The 18382-nt window shown below is 48.5% G+C and carries 15 protein-coding genes; 1 reads left to right on the top strand and 14 read right to left on the bottom strand.

All coding sequences use genetic code 11. The features are described 5' to 3' along the window. Positions 1–182 precede the first annotated feature (182 nt). From JSQ97_RS01555 to JSQ97_RS01535, 5 genes are all read right to left on the bottom strand, one after another. Positions 183–1355: a UxaA family hydrolase gene (locus JSQ97_RS01555; protein WP_205074434.1), complete on the bottom strand. Its 1173-nt coding sequence runs from the start codon at positions 1353–1355 to the stop codon at positions 183–185. Between the two features lie 3 nt (positions 1356–1358). Further along, positions 1359–1616 carry a UxaA family hydrolase gene (locus tag JSQ97_RS01550; RefSeq protein WP_205074433.1) on the bottom strand — a complete coding sequence of 86 codons (258 nt, stop codon included), beginning with the start codon at positions 1614–1616 and terminating at the stop codon, positions 1359–1361. Between the two features lie 33 nt (positions 1617–1649). Next, positions 1650–2930 carry a TRAP transporter large permease gene (locus tag JSQ97_RS01545; RefSeq protein WP_205074432.1) on the bottom strand — a complete coding sequence of 427 codons (1281 nt, stop codon included), beginning with the start codon at positions 2928–2930 and terminating at the stop codon, positions 1650–1652. Further along, entirely contained in the window at positions 2930–3430 is a 501-nt protein-coding gene (locus JSQ97_RS01540; protein ID WP_205074431.1) for a TRAP transporter small permease, read from the bottom strand. The genes JSQ97_RS01545 and JSQ97_RS01540 overlap by 1 nt, the downstream gene beginning before the upstream one ends. Positions 3431–3527: 97 nt before the next feature. After that, on the bottom strand, positions 3528–4541 hold the full coding sequence (locus tag JSQ97_RS01535) for a C4-dicarboxylate TRAP transporter substrate-binding protein (RefSeq protein WP_205074430.1): 1014 nt from the start codon (positions 4539–4541) through the stop codon (positions 3528–3530). 496 nt (positions 4542–5037) lie between these two features. On the opposite strand from JSQ97_RS01535, the gene JSQ97_RS01530 reads away from it, so the two are divergent. Next, entirely contained in the window at positions 5038–5835 is a 798-nt protein-coding gene (locus JSQ97_RS01530) for a carboxyl transferase domain-containing protein (protein WP_239446857.1), read from the top strand. 90 nt (positions 5836–5925) lie between these two features. On the opposite strand, the gene tkt is transcribed toward JSQ97_RS01530, so the two are convergent. The 9 genes from tkt to ftsH form a co-directional block, all read right to left on the bottom strand. After that, positions 5926–7896 (bottom strand): transketolase, encoded by a 1971-nt coding sequence (tkt, locus tag JSQ97_RS01525; RefSeq protein WP_205074429.1) that lies wholly within the window; start codon positions 7894–7896, stop codon positions 5926–5928. Between the two features lie 270 nt (positions 7897–8166). Beyond that, positions 8167–9624, bottom strand: coding sequence for a hypothetical protein (locus tag JSQ97_RS01520; RefSeq protein ID WP_205074428.1), 1458 nt, complete (start codon positions 9622–9624; stop codon positions 8167–8169). A 52-nt stretch (positions 9625–9676) separates the two neighbouring features. Beyond that, positions 9677–10321, bottom strand: coding sequence for a CBS domain-containing protein (locus JSQ97_RS01515; RefSeq protein WP_205074427.1), 645 nt, complete (start codon positions 10319–10321; stop codon positions 9677–9679). Between the two features lie 416 nt (positions 10322–10737). Continuing rightward, positions 10738–11442, bottom strand: coding sequence for an ABC transporter ATP-binding protein (locus JSQ97_RS01510; protein ID WP_205074480.1), 705 nt, complete (start codon positions 11440–11442; stop codon positions 10738–10740). 48 nt (positions 11443–11490) lie between these two features. After that, entirely contained in the window at positions 11491–12288 is a 798-nt protein-coding gene (locus JSQ97_RS01505) for an ABC transporter ATP-binding protein (RefSeq protein ID WP_205074426.1), read from the bottom strand. Further along, a complete protein-coding gene (locus JSQ97_RS01500; RefSeq protein ID WP_205074425.1) occupies positions 12281–13276 on the bottom strand; it encodes a branched-chain amino acid ABC transporter permease in 996 nt (331 codons plus the stop codon). Before JSQ97_RS01500 ends, JSQ97_RS01505 begins: the two co-directional genes overlap by 8 nt. Positions 13277–13329: 53 nt before the next feature. Continuing rightward, positions 13330–14253, bottom strand: a complete 924-nt coding sequence (locus JSQ97_RS01495) for a branched-chain amino acid ABC transporter permease (protein ID WP_205074424.1) — start codon at positions 14251–14253, stop codon at positions 13330–13332. A gap of 626 nt (positions 14254–14879) precedes the next feature. Then, entirely contained in the window at positions 14880–16025 is a 1146-nt protein-coding gene (locus tag JSQ97_RS01490) for an ABC transporter substrate-binding protein (RefSeq protein WP_205074423.1), read from the bottom strand. A gap of 163 nt (positions 16026–16188) precedes the next feature. Further along, positions 16189–18219, bottom strand: coding sequence for an ATP-dependent zinc metalloprotease FtsH (gene ftsH / locus JSQ97_RS01485; protein ID WP_205074422.1), 2031 nt, complete (start codon positions 18217–18219; stop codon positions 16189–16191). Between the last annotated feature and the right edge of the window lie 163 nt (positions 18220–18382).

Genomic DNA, 18382 nt, shown 5'->3' with positions numbered 1-18382 from the left:
AATCGCTAATTTGTAATGGGTAATTACCCATTACAAATTAAAGAAATTATCCATTATTCCCGTGCCGTAACGCAAATGCCGCGCGCTTCACCTTCGGCGGTGCCGAGTTTGTTCTCGGTAACGGTGATAGTACCTTACAACGGAATCTTATGAAGACAATATCCCTCATAAGAACATAAAAGCTAAAACGGACTTGTCGAAGAATAGACACAAAGTGCACCCCCATATCCATGCTTTTCGGGCATTGTTTCACGTCCATTGATTGTTGCAAGAAGATACTTTACAGCTTCTTCGCCAAGTTCTTCGAGTGATTTTCCTGCTGTAATAATCGCTCCGGCATTGATATCCATATCACCGCCAACACCACCGACTTTTTCAAATGTAATCGTATTAGAACAAATTTTGATGACCGGAGCGACAGGAAAGCCGAGCGGATTACCGCGACCTGTACTGAAACAAATAACCTGTGCGCCGGAAGCAAACTCTCCGGCAATTGAATCCGGATCATATCCCGGTCCATCCATGATAATGAGTCCTTTTCGATTGCCGACCGGTTCTCCGTAATCAATGACATCCATAATAGTCGTCGTTCCTCCCTTCCGGATACACCCCAGTGATTTCTCCTGAATCGTCGACATACCGCCTGCCATATTACCGCGAGCAATCATACGGGATGCACCCTCTCCCATCACATTGCGTACGGCGATTTCTTGATCATAAATAATCTTTTTTATCTTATCTCCAACTTGTTTATTTATAGCTCGTCGATATAAAATATCTTCTGTACCTATTAATTCAGTCGTTTCCGTGAGTATTGCAGTCCCCCCATTGTTTACAACAAAATCGGATACATATCCAATTACCGGATTTGCCGTTAATCCGCTTAAAGCATCAGAACCGCCGCATTCGGTACCAAGTATTAAATTACTGAGCGGCACTTCCGTCCTCTTACACTTTTTTGATTCGACTAACGCTTTTTTTGCAAATTCGACAGCATCTTGTGTCACCTTTTCACCGCCGCCGTCATCTTGGACGATTTCGGCAAAAATGGGCTTTCCGTTTTTTGCTATAATTGCAGCCTGTTCTTTTGCATCATCCGTTTCACATCCGACACCAATCAAAATAGTAGCGAAAATATTCGGGTTGTCACCGATACCGTGCAAAAACATACGCCATCTGTCGTATTCCCCTGGCGCACTGCATCCGTCAGTATGGATAAGAGGAACTACTTCCGGAACTTGGGCAACAATCTTATTTATAATACCCGTAGCACAACTTGCATTTGCTATTGCAACAACATAATTTCTTACGCCGACTTTACCGTCAGGACGTACATAACCTTTAAATGTTATCATAATTTACTGCTTCATGATCTTTTCGGAATCTAAATTATGCACGTGGACATGTTCTCCTTTATTGATATCCTGCGTTGCATATCCGATAATTTCACCGTATTTATATAAAGAATCTCCTTTTTTTATATCAACTAAAGCGATTTTATGGGGCATAAGAATATCTTCCTGTACCGTTACGGTGATATCGCCGCAACAAACCATTTCGCCTCGTTTTATATCTTCCAGTACGACTCCAACGGTATCTTTTGGATCTATTCTCATACCTCTCTTTATCGTGCTTGGCATATGAATTTCCTAATAAATTAAATTGACAAAAAATGTAGATATTATCGGAACATAGGTAATAACAAACATCAATGCAAGCAATACAATGAACCATATAATAGATTCTTTAATAAAATCGGCAATTTTACAGCCTGTTACACCGCAGGTAACATACATAACCGTACCCATTGGGGGAGATAATGCACCTATTGCCAAATTATAAATAAAAATCATCGCAAAATGAATCGGGTCGATACCGAAAGTATTGGCAAGAGGAAAGAGTAACGGTGCAACAACAATTGTAATTGCATTACCTTCAATAAGCATACCTAATATTAGTAAAAATATATTTATTAAAAATAAAAATATGTATTTATTTGATACAAGACCGACAATCCATTGTGTCAAATGCTGCGGCACTTGTTCCTTTGTGAGCGTCCATGAAAGTGCATTTGCAGCACCGATAATACAGAGAATTGTTGCACTTGAAATGACCGTTTCTTTAAATCCTTCTTTTAGATTCTCAAATGTCATTTCTTTATAAGCGAAACCTAATATAATCGCAATAAAAATACCGACAGCCCCTGCTTCCGATGCCGTGAATGCGCCGATGCGTACTCCCCCTATGATAATAATAGGCATTAGTAACGGAATAATCGCGCCTTGTAATGCATGAAAAAATTCTTTGCCGGTAACCCAGCTGGTACGAATGGACTTATACCCCCTTTGTTTTGAAATAACCACGGTAAGCACCATTTCCATTACACATAATACAAAGCCGATCGTAAGTCCTCCGACAAACAATTTTCCGACAGAAACCCCAGTAACCGAAGCATACATAATCATACCGATTCCGGGAGGAATAAGCGGAGTAATTAATGAAGAAAACGCTGTCACGACACTTGAAAATTCATTTGAATAACCGTTTTTACGCATTTCAGGAACAAGCATTTTCGCTTCCATCGCTGCATCAGCTAAATTGGATCCTGAAATACCACCCATTAGCGTAGAAACAAGAATATTAACTTGCGCAAGTCCTCCTGCCATATGCCCAACACATACGCTTGCAAAAGCCATAATTCTGCGGGTAATACCGGAACGATTCATAAATACGCCCATTCCGACAAAAAACGGAATAGCAAGCAGAGGGATACTTTCAATACCGGCAACAAAACGTTGCACTAACAAGAGGTTTGGAACACTATGGCTCAAAAAATATATACTTGCAGCAAAAAGCACAGAAATAAATACAGGTATTTTTAAGAACATCAACAGGAGCATTAGAATGATGATAGCCTGAGGCGGAATCATTATGTTTCCTCCATCGTTTGTTTATTAGTAAATTCCGTTCTATCTTTGCTATATTTCTCAATGTAAGATCGGACATCATTGATAATCATAGTAATACAGCAAATTGGAATGATACAATAATTAGCAAAGCTGGGAATATGCAAATTACTTGACACTCGATTATGCATTGTATATGACAAAATCATTCTAATCGATTGATATCCAAACAGTGCTAAAGTAAAAACGGTAACGGCAAGAATAAATATATCTAAAATCAATCTGAATCTCTGACTGACTTTTTCATATATAAATTCCATACACATATGTTTACCGGCACGAAACGCGGCACTGGCACCGAGAAAGCACGCCCAGACGATTAAAACGACCTGTAGTTCTTCCAACCATGTAATCGGATTATTAAGGATATAACGGAATACGACTCCGATAATAGTGAGACAAACAAGGCAAACCATAGCAATCGCTGCAATATTTAAATCCCACTCCGCCCATATCTTTCTCATTATAAAACCCTCGAAAAAAATATACCAACGAAATTATAAAACACCTCTAAAAAAACAGTTTCAGGAGATGCTTCTATAAGAAATTCAAAGCAATACTTTACTTATTAATAATATTTGTAACCGTATCGATCAAACCCGGAGTCCATTTACCGGTAATATCTTTGTTCATATAAAAAGAAGACGCTGCTGTTTGAAATTCTTTAAAACTTACTTCAGAAACGGTCACTCCTTCTTTCTTTAATTTTTGCAAACATTCCGCATCGGCTTTTACCGCAAGCTCATTTTGTTTTGTACCTGCTTCCAATCCTGTTTCAATAAGCAATTTTTGCTGCGTAGGAGTAAGTTTTTCGAATACATTGCTGCTTATACAAACAAATGATAAATCGTAGATATGAGCATCAAGAGCTAAATACTTTGCAACCTCTTGAAATTTTCCGCTATATAAAACAGAAAGTGGATTTTCAAGACCATTGACGACACCTTGTTGAAGTGAAGTATAAACTTCTGATAAAGTCATTGGTGTCGGTGTCGCTCCAAGACAACGAAAACCTTCAATATGAATTGTACTACCTTGCGTACGGATTTTCATCCCTTTTAAATCCGACGGATGTACAACCTTTTTCGTCGTTAATGTATGTCGCACTCCATATCGCCAATTATCGGCAATAACTTGCAGACCTATATTGGCCATCCTTCTCTTTTGTTCCTGCCCCCAACTACTTGCCATAAGTTTATCAAGCTGTTCCCAATTCTCAAATAAATATGGTGCTTGAATTATACCGATGTCATTAACTCCTCTATCGGCAGCAAAAGGTCCATTAACGACGACCATAATAGGATCTCCTGCAAGCATCTGGTCAATCAAATCATTTTTTGACCCTAATTGTCCTGAGGGATAACATGTCAGTATCATTGTTCCATTTGAACGTTCTTTTAAAATTGTAGCCCAATAATTACAAGCTTCCGTAAGAGGATCACCCGGATGATTATCGTGTGCAATAGAAAGTGCAATTGTTTTGGTACCATTTATAGTATCTTGCGTACCCATAGCAACAGCGATCGAACTTATCATTAAAATTACAGCCGCTAATAATACTATTACTCTTTTCATTAGATTCCTCCTATTACACTATTAAATTAAAAAGGATATATCTTCTTAACAAGAAAATTATAAGACCTCATTATTGAGCTGTCAAGTTTTTATTTATCTATTGCACAGAGATCTCTATGTTATAAAATTTCCTTACTTAATATAAACAGTAAAAATTGATTGTTTGAAAATTGCAATTTAAATTCTGTACATAAAAATTCCCGGAACATTCTATTTCACTGTATCCGATCGCGACGTACGAAACTTCGCCTCTTTACCTAAAGTAGTGATCGGTCGTCCCGAACACGTCCGGTACGACTTCGACATAAAATTGATTTTTGACAAATTGATTTTTGTCATATGACAGCGCGGAAATGATGGAGTATCATAAAATATACGCTTACATTATTTTGGAACGAGGAATATCTTATGGAATACAATGTCGAAAAACAGCATGAAATAAGGAAAACTCCACGCAATCGAACGTATTCGCGCTCTGTGCTATGAAAATTCATTTATGGAAATCTATTCGGGTGTACGCCACAACTGCACGAGCTTCGGCATGGAAACGAAGAATCTGCCCTATGACGGCGTCATCACCGGATTCGGAAAGATAAACGGAAGGACGGTCGCGGTATACGCGCAGGATTTTACGGTGCAGGGCGGCTCTCTCGGTCTCATGCACGGCAAAAAAATCGCTGAACTCATCGATAAAGCGATCGAAGCGCGGTACCTCGTTATCGGTATAAACGATTCCGGCGGAGCGCGTATTCAGGAAGGCGTCGACGCGCTGGGCGGCTACGGAGACCTCTTTTACCAGAACGTCCGCGCAGCCGGTTCGGTGCCGCAGATTTCGATCGTCGCCGGTCCCTGTGCGGGAGGCGCCGTGTATTCGCCGGGCATCACCGATTTTATCTTTGCAATCGATAAGATAAGCGAACTTTTTATCACCGGACCGAAAGTCGTCAAATCGGTTATGTTTATGGATATCTCGTCGGAAGATTTGGGAGGAGCGGCGATCCATTCGAAAAAATCGGGCGTCGCGCATTTCCGCTGCGAAATCGCTTGTGTCTTCGAAAATTCCGCGCGCTGCAAAATGTGCCTACGCCCGCGTGGAGCACCGCGAAGCGTCCGCGCACGAGCGCGGATGAGCGTGAGCGAAGTGCGGAAGGCGGGTTCTTCCGATATGCGCCGTCCGAAACGGTACCGACCGAATATCGAACACATCACCCGATACCGCCGCACTCCGGAAGCAAGCCGTTTGAAAGAAAAAAACCGCAGAGAAAAGCCCCTGCGGTTTAATAATTTTTATTAATCAAATCGAAGTTTGCATTCATTACCGCCGCACAATTTTTACTTTGCGCTTTCAGCGTAAGAAGCGGCGCTTTCACCTGCGATGCGGCGCTCAGCGCTTCAGCACCTTTGCGAGATCGGAAGCGGTAAAGTGCAAATGCTCCGCAACTTTTTCCGCCGGCCCCGATTCGCCGAAGGTTTCGATACTGAAGATATCGCTGCGATCTTTTACGAAGCGGAACCACTCCGTACCGATACCCGCTTCCGCGGCGACGATGCGCTTTGCATTTCCGATGATTTTGCTTCGCGCCGCATCGTCCGCTTCGGAAAATCGCTTCAAATCGATAACCGATACGATGCGGATCTTTTTTTCGGGAACGAGCTTCGCCGCTTCAAGCGCCGTATTCACTTCGGAGCCCGATGCAAGAACGGTAATATCCGGAGAGGCGCTTCCTTCCTGCACGACGTAGGCGCCCGTGCGGATCGTCTTTTTCCAGTCTTTGTCGGCTTTTTCGTATACGGCAAGTTTTTGCCGCGTCAGCGCAAGGCAAACCGGATGATCTTTGCTTTCGTAGGCCATCTTCCACACTTCGACCGTCTCTTCGGCATCACCCGGACGGAGCACTTGTACGCCGGGGATCGCACGGAGAGAAGCGAGCGTTTCGACCGGCTGGTGAGTCGGTCCATCTTCACCGACGTAAATAGAATCGTGCGTAAAAACGTATATGACTGGCTGCTTCATAAGAGATGCGACGCGCAGCGACGGACGGAGGTAATCGCTGAACACGAGGAAGGTCGCACAGAACGGGCGAAGACCTCCGTGCAGACTGATACCTGCGCTGATCGCCGACATCGCAAACTCGCGGATGCCGAATTCGATCATGCGCCCTTTTCGATTTTCGGCCGAATAGACGCCGTCCAAATCGTCGATCTTCGTTTTATTCGGCCCTGTCAAATCCGCCGAACCGCCGACGAAATTCCCGTAACGCTTTGCGATCATGACGATCGCTTTGCCGCTCGCATCGCGCGTTGCAAGGGAATCTCCGACTTTGAATGAAACGTCGGGAACGTCGTTCGTGGGAGAGTCGGTATGGAAAGCGTCCCACTCTTTTCGAAGTTCGGGATTTTCTTCAGACCACGCTTCGAATTCTTTTTTCCATTCCGCTTCGCGCTCCGCATAAGCCGCTTTTTTTGCGGCAAAATAATCGTACGCTTCGGGGAGCACGTAAAAGTCTTTGTCGGAAGGCAAACCGATCGCTTCCTTCGCAGCCTTTACGCCTGCTTCTCCGAGGGGAGCGCCGTGTACGTCGGGCGTGCCCTGCTTCGGCGCGTATTTTCCGATGACCGACGTAAGCATGATGAGCGTCGGTTTGTCGGTGCATTGTTTCGCTTCTTCAGTCAATTTAATAATCTTTTCAGGTTCGTACATCGAACCTTTCAAAACCTGCCAACCGTACGCTTCGTAGCGCTTTGCAATATCGTCGGTAAACGCGATATCGGTCGAACCGTCTATGCTGATTTTATTTTCGTCGTAGAATACGATGAGCTTTCCGAGCTTCAAGTGCCCCGCAAGACTCGACGCTTCGGAGGCGACGCCTTCCTGGAGGCAGCCTTCGCCGACGAGCGAATACGTATAGTGATCAACGATTTTACGAGAAGCCGTATTGAATCGCGCGGCAAGCATCGTTTCCGCGATTGCCGAGCCCACCGCCATCGCCACACCCTGTCCGAGCGGGCCGCTCGTGTTTTCAACACCGTCCGTCGCGCCGTATTCGGGGTGACCCGGACATTTCGAACCTACTTGGCGGAAACTCTTTATGTCGTCGAGCGTCACTTTGTAGCCGGCAAGGTGCAAGATCGCATACAGCCACATAGAGCCGTGTCCCGCGGAAATCAAAAAACGGTCGCGGTCTGCCCATTTCGAGTCGGCGGGATTGTGTTTTAATATGTCGCCGTAGAGAACGGCCGCCAATTCCGCAGCTCCGAGCGGAATACCCGGATGCCCCGAATTCGCCTTTTGAATGGCATCCATCGAAAGGCCGCGCACGCTCGCTGCAATCGCTTTAATTGCTTTTTCGTCCATAATCGCTCCTATCAATAATAATTAATAATCTGTTCAATTTCGAGTTTGCTAGAACTCGAAATTTTCCGTCCATTTTGCTCATCAACCGAATGACAGTTTCAAAAAAATAAAATTATGCTTACGGAGAGGTTCCGGCTGTGTGCCATTTCGAGCGTCAGGCTTACGGAAGCCTGCCCCCTAAAAGCTCGACCGCGGCTAAGCGGACGGGTTCTCGCCGAAAGCATCGCTTTGTTTAGAAATACTTTCGAAACTCGTCATTCGACTTAATTATCATTTTACAACGACAAACCCGCTGCCGCTTTCCGATTTGACGGCATCGGTAAGTTCGCCGCTGATATCTTCAAAATTACATTCCATGCCGTCGAGCGATGCCGCGATCTCATCGACGTCTTCAGCTGCAGCGGTAGGCTCGCGTTCGATCATCTCCAACATGCGCAAAACGTGGTTATATATCTGCGACAGGATGACGAGCTCCTGCTGCGGATAGCGCTCAAGGTTTACCGCGGATCGATCGATTTCCAGCACGAGCCGGCTCGCTTTCCGGTACAGTGCAAGCGCGCGACGACGCAACGGCCCGATATGAAAATCGGCAAACCAGTTGTAATCCTTTTTTATTATAGCGTGGCACGAATCGATATGCAATAAAAGAATTTTCCGCTCTTCCGGTTTTAAGTGAACGCCGTCGGGCAAAATCCGTTCAAGGACGAGATCGGGATCGTATTTTTTTTCGAAAAGCTGATCTTCGATATACGCGTCGAAAACAAAATCCGGAGCGGCCAGATCTTCGAATATCGGATCATCGGAATCCGTGTCGATATTCAAAAAATTATTCCACGTGCCGACGGCGGGAACTTCTTCGCCGGCTTTCCACAAGCGCGTTTCAACTCCGAAAGGCTCGTATGCGACTTTACGGCTTTGCAGGAGGAACTCTTCGACCGAACCGCAGTGCGCCGTACACAGCGCTTTGCCGTCGTCGAAAAAAATGCAGGCGAGCTGCTCTTCGATCGATGCGCAGGGACCCGCGACTGCGAAACTTTCGAGAAAATCGGATTCGAGCCTCGCATACCAATTTTGCCGTTCGAGATCGTCGGCTTGCATACGCATCGGATTTTCATCACGCTTTACCGGCACGACTTCGATGCGGCCGTAATCCCAATCGACGACGCGGCACAAAATACGGTCGCCGTATTTGAAGCCGCAGTATTTGACGAGCGGCTCAAGGGAATTGACCGTAAGATGCACTTCGGACGGCAGCTCAAAATCATGGGCGGCCAAATCCAAGCCCTCGTTTGCGGGATCGGCGGCGATATATTGAGAAGCGAATTCCGCACCGTAGAGAGCAAAAAGATCGGCGGCATCGGGGCTTGCAAAAGTCACAATCTTAGGCGGGAGTACTTCGCCTTTGTACGTAAAAGTGAACGAAGACGGAAGCATTTCCGGATCGACAAAGGGCATACACCTCGCACCTGCGGCAAAACACTTGTGCTCGACTTCGTAGCGTGTCGGCTTAAAGCTGAAAAAGCGGTTCGAAAACGCACCCGCCCTCGTGATGTACAGCCCGTCATCCAGCGCAAAAACGCAATCGCTTGAAGCGAGGTAATCTTCGCATATCGTACGAGTCACGCGCATACCCATTTTGCCGAGGATGCGCGCAAAATCCTTATCGGAAAAAACTTCGCGGTAGGTTCTGAGAAATCTGTCGATAAGCGTTTTCGCCTGTGCTTTCATCTTTTATAAAATACTGACAGTCCGCCGCAAAGGCAAATCTTTGCGTACTCCGTCACACGACGCGGATATCTTCTACGGAAACGCCGCAGTCCGAAAGTATCGACTGCATCGATTCGAGCGTTATATCGGTCGCTTTTACCGTGAGACGCCGCACGCCGGGCTCTTTCAATTCGTCGGTGACGACGGAAACGATATTGCCGTTGAGCGCCGCGATCTTTTCGGCGATCTTTGCGAGCTGACCGGGCTTGTCGGCGCTGCTTATCGTCACGCGCACACCTTCGTGGCGGGCGCCGAACATATTCGTAAACAGGTGAAAGAGATCGCTTTCCGTCACGATGCCGATGAGGATATCGTCTTTCATAACGGGAAGACATCCGATTTGATTGTCGACCATGATGCGCGCCGCTTCTTCGACGATTTCGTTTTCGGAAACCGTTACGACTTTTTTCGTCATGACTTTTTCGACGGTGAGCTTCGAAAGCAAGTAGCCGATTTCATACATATCGAGCGTCGTCGCATCGGACGGACCGGCTTTTGCCAAATCGTTTTTTGTGATGATGCCGGCGAGTCTGTCGTTTTTATCGATGACGGGCAGCTTGCTGATGGTCTTTTTCGTCATAAGCGCTTTGGCTTCCGTGAGCGTCGTTTCCGGAGAAACGTACACCGGGTTTCGCGTCATCACATCCTTTACAATCATACAAATCCTCCTGCACCCCAAGGCAACCGAGCCGGAAACTATGTCATCTAAAAAATAGCGTGTAATGTAAAAAGCGGCTGCACTCCCGGCAGCAGCCCTGCCGTTCGCCGCGGCAGACCGTAATCGGAATCGGACAGCGCAATCTTTTTTATAAAAAAGATTGCTTGCCATCGGTCTGAGCGGCTCGGCAGCAGTTCCGCTGCCTCGCGTTCCGCCGCGTTTTATGTACCCGCATACACTATTTTCATACCTAATACATTTCCGACTCGGTTGCCCTGTTCTGCATTTCCTTAGTATTATAACACATTCCGCGCGATTTTACCGCCATGCTGCGATTTTTTTTATCGGCCGCTATGCTCCGGTACCGCAAAAAAATCCGCAACATACGCTGCAACCGCCGTTCGCGCGTGATGATTTCAGCCGCCGAGGTAAGCCGCTTTTACTGCAGGATCGGCAGCGAGGTCGGAAGCCTTTCCGCTCTTCGATATTGCACCCGTTTCAAGGATGTACGCGCGGTCGGCAACGGAAAGCGCTTTATACGCATTTTGCTCGACAAGCAGGATCGTCGTCCCCTCCGCGCTGATTTTTTTAATGATCGAAAAAATTTCGTCGACGAGGATAGGCGCAAGCCCCATAGAAGGTTCGTCGAGCAAAAGCAGTTTCGGAGAAGCCATGAGAGCGCGGCCCATCGCGAGCATCTGCTGCTCTCCTCCGGAAAGTGTTCCCGCATTTTGCTTTAAGCGTTCTTTTAAACGCGGAAAAAGCTCGAACACTTTTTCCGTATCACGCCGGATTTCCGCCTTGTCACGCCGCAAATAGGCGCCGAGTTCGAGATTTTCGCGTACCGAAAGGTTTTGAAAAATACGCCGGCCTTCCGGCACCTGAATCAAACGGCGCTCGACGATTTTGTCGGGCGCGCAATCGGTGATGTCTTCTCCGTCGAAAAAAACGCTTCCCGCATCCTTTTTCAAAATATTCGAAACGGCGTGCAGAGTCGTCGTCTTACCCGCGCCGTTCGATCCGATCAGCGTGATGACTTCTTTGTCTTCGACCGAAAACGAAATATCGTGCAGCGCTTTGATCGCGCCGTATGAGACGGTGAGATTTTTAACTTCGAGCAGCGTACCCATCGTACCCCCATATAAAAATTAATAAAAATCGATTCTCGTTTACAACGCGTCCCGTCCGAGATAGGCTTTGATAACCTGCGGATTCGTCCGAATCTCTTCCGGTTTTCCTTCCGCGATAACGCGGCCGTAATCGAGCACCATGATGTGTTCGCAGATTCCCATGACGAGCTTCATATCGTGTTCGATGAGCAAAATCGTCAAATCGAATTCCTTTCTGATAAAATCGATCATACGCATGAGTTCCGCCGTTTCCTGCGGATTCATTCCGGCAGCAGGTTCGTCGAGCAAAAGGAGTTTCGGCTTCGATGCAAGGGCGCGTGCGATTTCAAGTTTGCGCTGTTCGCCGTACGGCAGATTACGCGCGAGTGAGTCTTTTTTGCCGTCGATTTTAAACAGCTGCAAAAGATGCATCGCCCGTTCGCTCATCATTCTTTCGTCACGGCGGAACTTCGGAGTACGCAGCAGTACGTCGAGAGGGGAAACCGTGCGCGACGAATGGAGCGCAATGCGCACGTTGTCGGACACCGAAAGATTTCCGAAAAGCCTGATGTTTTGAAAGGTGCGCGCAATGCCGATCGCGTTGAGCCCCGCAGGCTTCATCTTGTTGATAATGCGGACTTTACCGTTTCTATCCCAAAACGAAAGCTGCCCCGAAGTCGGCGTATAGATACCGCTGATCATATTGAACAGCGTCGTCTTTCCCGCGCCGTTCGGACCGATCAAACCGTAGAGCCTTCCTTCACGCAGTTCGCATGAAAAATCGCTCACCGCACACAAACCGCCGAAAACGATCGAAACGTCGCTCGCTTCGAGCACGAGTTTTTTTTCATCAGCCATTGCGCGCCTCCGTTTTTTTGCCGCGTGTGAGCGCCGAAGCGATTTTATCAAAGGTGCGGACAAACGAAAATTCTTTCATACCCATAAGTCCCTGCGGGCGGAATATCATCACGATAATGAGGATGACAGGATAAATGAGCAGGCGGTAATTTTGCAAAAAACGCAAAAACTCCTGCACATAAGTGAGCACAAAGGCCGCGAGTACGCTTCCGGTCGTCGACCCCATACCGCCGAGCACGACGAAGATGAGATAATCGATGCTCTTCGTAAACGACGCCTGGTCGGGTTTTACGAATCCGATAAAAGGCGCGTAGAGCGCTCCGCCGATACCCGCGACAAAAGAGGCGATGACGAAACCGAGCATCTTATATTTAAACACATCGATGCCCGCAGCGTTTGCGGCAATTTCGTCTTCGCGTACGGCGAGGATTGCACGTCCGTAAGTCGAGCGTATAAAGTTCTGAAGCAGAATAATGAGGGCGACGAGAGTTCCGACGATGACCGTATACGCGAGCGCGGGATCAAGTGTCAGCACCGTCGGAAACTGTTTACCGTTGGGGCCTCCCGTCCATCGTTTTAAATTGACGAGTACGACGCGGATTATTTCGCCGAAGCCGAGCGTTACGATCGCAAGGTAATCGCCTTCGAGTTTGAGCGTCGGAAAGCCGATGAGAAATCCGAAAAAAGAAGTAATGATGCCGGCGGCAAGAATCGAAAGGGGCAGCGGTACGTGCGCGTTCGTCGAAAGCAAAATCGTCGCATACGCGCCGATCGCCATAAAGCCCGCCTGTCCGAGCGACAGCTGCCCCGTGATGCCGCAGATCATATTGACGCTGAGCGCCATGATCGCGTTGACCGCCGACAGCGTGAGTATCTGCGCGGTATACGCATCGATGATTTCCAAGCGTATGAGAAGGGCGGGAAGCGCGACGGCGAGCAGCGCGCACACACCCGGAACGAGCATATTTTTCAGCAGTGTATTTTTCATAATTAATAATAACTCCTATGCGATGCGAAAGCCGTATTCCTACGCTTGGCGCATCACACTTTTACCGTGCGGCTCTTTCCGAATATGCCCGACGGCTTTACCAAAAGGACGATTATTAAAATCGAAAACGAAATCGCATCCGCGTACTGCGAAGAAAGAAAGCCCTTCGTGAGCGTTTCCGCGATGCCGAGCAGGATGCCGCCGAACATCGCGCCGGGGATCGAACCGATGCCGCCGAGAACAGCCGCGATAAAGGCTTTGAGACCGGGCATATACCCCATCATCGGATCGACTTGCGGATAGGCGGTCGCATACAAAACGCCGCCCGCACCCGCGAGGATCGAGCCGATAACGAAAGTGACCGCGATGATGCGGTTGACGCTGATCCCCATCAGAGAAGCGGCCTGCATATCGAACGAAACGGCCTGCATCGCTTTGCCCGTCTTCGTCCTGTTTACGATATAATTTAAAACGATCATCAAAAACGCGCTCGATGCGATGACGATACACTGGATATTCGATACGGCAAGAGGACCGAATAAAAAGTTTTTTACCGCAATCGTCGGAAACTGACGAGGATCGGGCCCGACAAAGGGCAGCACGCGCATCGTATTTTGCAAAATGAGTTCGACCGCGATCGCCGTGATGAGCGAATTGAGGCGCGGAGCCGAGCGGAGCGGTCGGTAGGCAAAGCGTTCGATGACGATCGAAAGCAGCGCGCAAACGACCATAGCCGCGGCGAATGCGAGCACGAGGCTTACGGGAGTGACGCTTGCCGCGACCGAAGGCGCAGATCCGAGCGCGACAAGCACGAAGTAGCCCGCGTACGCTCCCATCATGACGACGTCTCCATGAGCAAAATTAATAAGTTTTACAATACCGTAGACCATCGTATAGCCGAGCGCGATGAGAGCATAGATACTGCCGAGCGAAAGCCCGTTGATGAGCTGCTGTAAAAACAGTAAACCGTTATTCATATTCGATTCCTAAACCTTTTTCATTTCCTTTATTAAACGGTAAGTTTTACAGTACCATATCCGCGCCGATTATTCAATAAAACGCTCATTAATAATTCATGGCAACCGTCCCGGAAACTATGCCTTTTAAAAGATAGAGTGCAATGTAAAAATCGGCTGCTCTCCCGGCAGCAGCCCTGCCGTTCACCGCGGCTGACCGTAATCGGAATCGGACTGCGCAATCTTTTTTAACAAAAATATTGCTTGCCATCGGTCAGAGCGGTTCGGCGGCACTGCTGCTGCCTCGCGTTCCGCCTTTTTGTCTGTCTGTACACTATTTTTATATGCACACATTTCCGGGACGGTTGCCTGCATTAATAATTATATCCTGAATATCGAGTTTTGAAAGTATTATCTAAATAAAAGATATGCTTTCAGCGAGAACCCGTCAGCTTAGCCGCGGTCGAGCTTTTAGGGTAGATTTCCGTAAGCATAACGCTCGAAACGGCACGCTGCCGGAACCTCGCCTCCGCACAATTTTATTTGCTTTCAAAACTCGCCATTTAGTTGCTATCCGAAACGAAAGGAAAATAAAAAGGCGCCGGCTTCGCAAAGGAAGGGGCGCCTCTTGCCGTACAAAAAAAGAATCAGGGATTGACCGTCGTCTTATACACGCTCGTCAATTTCCCATCGCTTCCGCGCACGAGTTCGAGCATGACCGCGGATTTGACGGGATTGTGCCGAGCATCGAAAGTCAAGTGCCCCGTAACGTAATCGCCGTCCGTCTGCTCAAGAGCCGAGCGGACGGAAGCAACGTCGAGGTTTCCGGCTTTTACGATCGCGTCGCGAAGCATATACACACAATCATAGCCGAGAGCCGCAAACGCATTGGGCGCGGAATTGTATTTTGCCTTAAAGGACGAAACGAATTTCTGCACTGCAGGGATCGTCGAATCAACTGCATAGTGATTCGAATAAAATCCGTTGAGCACTTCGTCGCCTGCGTTTCCGGACAGTCCGTCCCATCCGTCCCCGCCGACGATCGGCGTCGTTATGCCCTGCATGCGGAGCTGGCGCGCGATGAGCGCGACCGTACCGTAGTAATCGGGAATATAGACGACATCGGGTGACGCGTTTTTGATTTTCGTAAGCTGCGCGTTGAAATCCTTATCGCCGGTCGAATACGATTCTCGCGCGACGACCGTTCCGCCGCCGGCCTCAAACGCTTTGACGAAATTTTCTTCGAGCCCGACGGAATAATCGTTTTGAATGTCATACAAAACGGCGGCGCGTTTTGCACCGAGCGTTTCCGTTGCGAATTTTCCGCCGACCGTTCCCTGAAAAGGATCGATAAAACACGCGCGGAAAATATAATCGCCCGCATCGGTGATCGCCGGAGCCGTAGCCGCCGGTGCGATTTGAATGACGCGGCCAGCCTGTGCGAGCGTCGTCACCGCCTGTACGCAGCCTGACGTCAGCGAGCCGATGACGAATTTCACTTTGTCTTTTGTCGTCAACTTTTTGAACGCGTTGACGCTCTTGTCGGGTTTGCCTTCATCGTCTTCTCCGATAAGAACGATTTTTTTACCGTTTACGCCGCCTGCTTCGTTGATTTCACCGATCGCAAGGTCGATGCCTTTTTTGCATTCGACACCGTATACGGCGACGTCGCCCGACAGCGGAAAGATACCGCCTATGTTAATCGTATCGCTTTCGCTTTTGGAACAGCCCGACGCAAAAAGCGCCAAAGCCGCAGCAAGCACAAAACCTGCACATTTACCGAGCATTTTCATATCGAATACCTCCGAGGTATGATCTTAAACATGAGTAAATATATTCAAAAATATTAAAGTTTGTCAAGCGCGCCGCAAATGCGTTTCGCAGCAATCCGCAGGGGCTTGCACACGCGCTACGATAAGCTGCCGCATCCCGCCGCAGCAATCCCCACCGCGCGCCCTACACGCGTTTTGCCGATTTTTTTGCGGCGGGCTTCGACGCGTCTTGGATCGCTTTTGCGTGTGCTTCCGCTTTAACGATCTCTTCGAATTCTTTTCCGTCCATCGTCTCTTTTTCGAGCAGGTACTTCGCGATGTATTCGAGCAGCTCGCGGTGCTTTTTCAAAAGCGCAACGACGGATTTGTAGCGCTCGGCCATAATGCGGGCTATCTCTTCGTCGATATATTTTTGCGTTTCTTCCGAATACTCGCGCACGAGCTGCGGTTCGGCAGCCCCGTATCCCTGACCCGATTTTCCGAGCGTAACGTTTTTGAATCGGTCGCTCATGCCGTAAGCAGTGATCATTTTGCGGATCGTATCGGTTGCACGCTGGATATCGTTTGCGGCTCCGGTCGAAATCTCATCGAAGATGACCTGCTCGGCAGCTCGTCCGCCGAGGAGCACGTCGACTTCGTTGATCAAATCGCGTTTCGTCTCCAGCGTCTTTTCTTCTTCTTCGCGATACTGCGTAAAGCCGCCGATACCGTGAGAGCGCGGAACGACGGTGATCTTGTTGACCGGCGGATAGTCGGGCGTAAAAGCGCCGACGAGCGCGTGCCCCGTTTCGTGGAACGCGACGATGCGCCGCTCTTTTTCGTTTTCCTTGCGCGTCTTCTTTTTGAGACCGATGCTCACTTTGTCGATCGCGTCGTTAAAATCGGACATCGTCACTTTTGCGTGCCCGTTGCGTACGGCGAGGAGAGCCGCTTCGTTTACGACGTTCGCGAGGTCGGCCCCCGCAAAACCTATCGTACCGTGCGCAAGGGATTCGAAATCGACGTCGGAATCGAGCTTGACGTTTTTTGCATGGATGCGCAAAATCTCTTCCCTGCCCTTGACGTCGGGACGTTCGACGGGCACTTGGCGGTCAAAGCGGCCGGGTCGTAAAAGCGCGGGATCGAGTATGTCGGGGCGGTTCGTCGCCGCTAAAATGATCAATCCTTTTTCGTTATCGAAACCGTCCATTTCGACGAGGAGCTGATTGAGCGTCTGTTCGCGTTCGTCGTTGCCGCCGAGGTTGTTCATACGGCTTTTGCCGATCGCGTCGAGTTCGTCGATAAAAATGATGCACGGGGCTTTTTCGCGAGCTTGGCGGAAGAGGTCGCGCACGCGGCTCGCACCGACGCCGACGAACATTTCGACGAAGTCCGAACCGGAAATGCGGAAAAAGGGCACGCCCGCTTCTCCCGCGACAGCGCGCGCAAGGAGCGTTTTACCCGTACCCGGAGGTCCGACGAGCAGCACGCCCTTCGGGATCTTACCGCCGATGTCGGTATATTTTTTCGGCTGCTTTAAAAAATCGACGACTTCGATAAGCTCGTCTTTCGCTTCGTCCACGCCCGCAACGTCGGAAAAGCGCGTTTTCACTTTCCCCTCTTCGACGGCTTTCGCGCGCGACTGCCCCGCGCCGAAAATGCTTCCCATACCGCCGCCCATGCCGCTTCCCATCTTTCGAAGCACTAAAAAATACATGATAAAAATAAAAACGATCGGTATCAAATTAACAAGGATCGGAAGCAGGTAATTGTTTTGCCGGAGCACGAATTTATAATCGACGCCCTTTTCGTTCATCAGTTCGATGAGTCCTTCGCTTAGGCCCAGTACGCCGAGCGTTTTGTATTCCTGCCGGCTGCGCGTTTGAACGGGAAAAAGCATATAGCCTTTCGCGTTCTGCTCCGAAGAAACTGCGCGCTCGGGACCGTAACCGGTAAAATAGGTTTCGCCGAGTTCGACCGAAACGATCTTTCCGTCTTCGATAAGGCGGCGGAATTCGGAAAAATCCACGAGGTTGTCGGGCTTGGACATGACGAACATATTGACCAGCGCGAGGACTGCGAGCACGAGGAGCATAAGCGCCCACAGCGGAAACCGCGAGCGGTTATTGTCATCGTCTTTTTTCTTTTTATCGTTGTTGTCCGGCCCCGCAAATTTAAAAAAATTGTACGGATCGTCTTTATTGTCGTCTTTTTTATCTTTGATTTCATCGCTCATCAAAAACCTCACTGGAATACGTTTCACTCGTTTAAATATACGCAATATCGCCGCCTTTGTCGACACAAAAACGCTTGCGTCGAATGAATTTCGTATAAAGTTCCGTTTTCAAATACCGATACTCATATACGGATGACTGTTATCCCGACGAAATATCCCGCCG

Origin of the sequence: Treponema sp. Marseille-Q4523 (genome assembly GCF_016901105.1) — a bacterium.
In the GTDB taxonomy this organism is placed as follows: Bacteria; Spirochaetota; Spirochaetia; order Treponematales; family Treponemataceae; genus Treponema_D.
The sequence above is the reverse complement of the archived record's forward strand: the minus strand, read 5'-3'. Positions and strand labels throughout refer to the sequence as shown.

Coding starts and splice junctions, on each gene's coding strand:
- JSQ97_RS01535 (WP_205074430.1), bottom strand. CDS start 4,541: ATGAAAAGAGTAATAGTATTATTAGCGGCTGTAATTTTAATGATAAGT.
- JSQ97_RS01555 (WP_205074434.1), bottom strand. CDS start 1,355: ATGATAACATTTAAAGGTTATGTACGTCCTGACGGTAAAGTCGGCGTA.
- tkt (WP_205074429.1), bottom strand. CDS start 7,896: ATGGACGAAAAAGCAATTAAAGCGATTGCAGCGAGCGTGCGCGGCCTT.
- JSQ97_RS01490 (WP_205074423.1), bottom strand. CDS start 16,025: ATGAAAATGCTCGGTAAATGTGCAGGTTTTGTGCTTGCTGCGGCTTTG.
- JSQ97_RS01540 (WP_205074431.1), bottom strand. CDS start 3,430: ATGAGAAAGATATGGGCGGAGTGGGATTTAAATATTGCAGCGATTGCT.
- JSQ97_RS01500 (WP_205074425.1), bottom strand. CDS start 13,276: ATGAAAAATACACTGCTGAAAAATATGCTCGTTCCGGGTGTGTGCGCG.
- JSQ97_RS01530 (WP_239446857.1), top strand. CDS start 5,038: ATGGAAATCTATTCGGGTGTACGCCACAACTGCACGAGCTTCGGCATG.
- JSQ97_RS01515 (WP_205074427.1), bottom strand. CDS start 10,321: ATGATTGTAAAGGATGTGATGACGCGAAACCCGGTGTACGTTTCTCCG.
- JSQ97_RS01545 (WP_205074432.1), bottom strand. CDS start 2,930: ATGATTCCGCCTCAGGCTATCATCATTCTAATGCTCCTGTTGATGTTC.
- JSQ97_RS01550 (WP_205074433.1), bottom strand. CDS start 1,616: ATGAGAATAGATCCAAAAGATACCGTTGGAGTCGTACTGGAAGATATA.
- ftsH (WP_205074422.1), bottom strand. CDS start 18,219: ATGAGCGATGAAATCAAAGATAAAAAAGACGACAATAAAGACGATCCG.
- JSQ97_RS01495 (WP_205074424.1), bottom strand. CDS start 14,253: ATGAATAACGGTTTACTGTTTTTACAGCAGCTCATCAACGGGCTTTCG.
- JSQ97_RS01520 (WP_205074428.1), bottom strand. CDS start 9,624: ATGAAAGCACAGGCGAAAACGCTTATCGACAGATTTCTCAGAACCTAC.
- JSQ97_RS01505 (WP_205074426.1), bottom strand. CDS start 12,288: ATGGCTGATGAAAAAAAACTCGTGCTCGAAGCGAGCGACGTTTCGATC.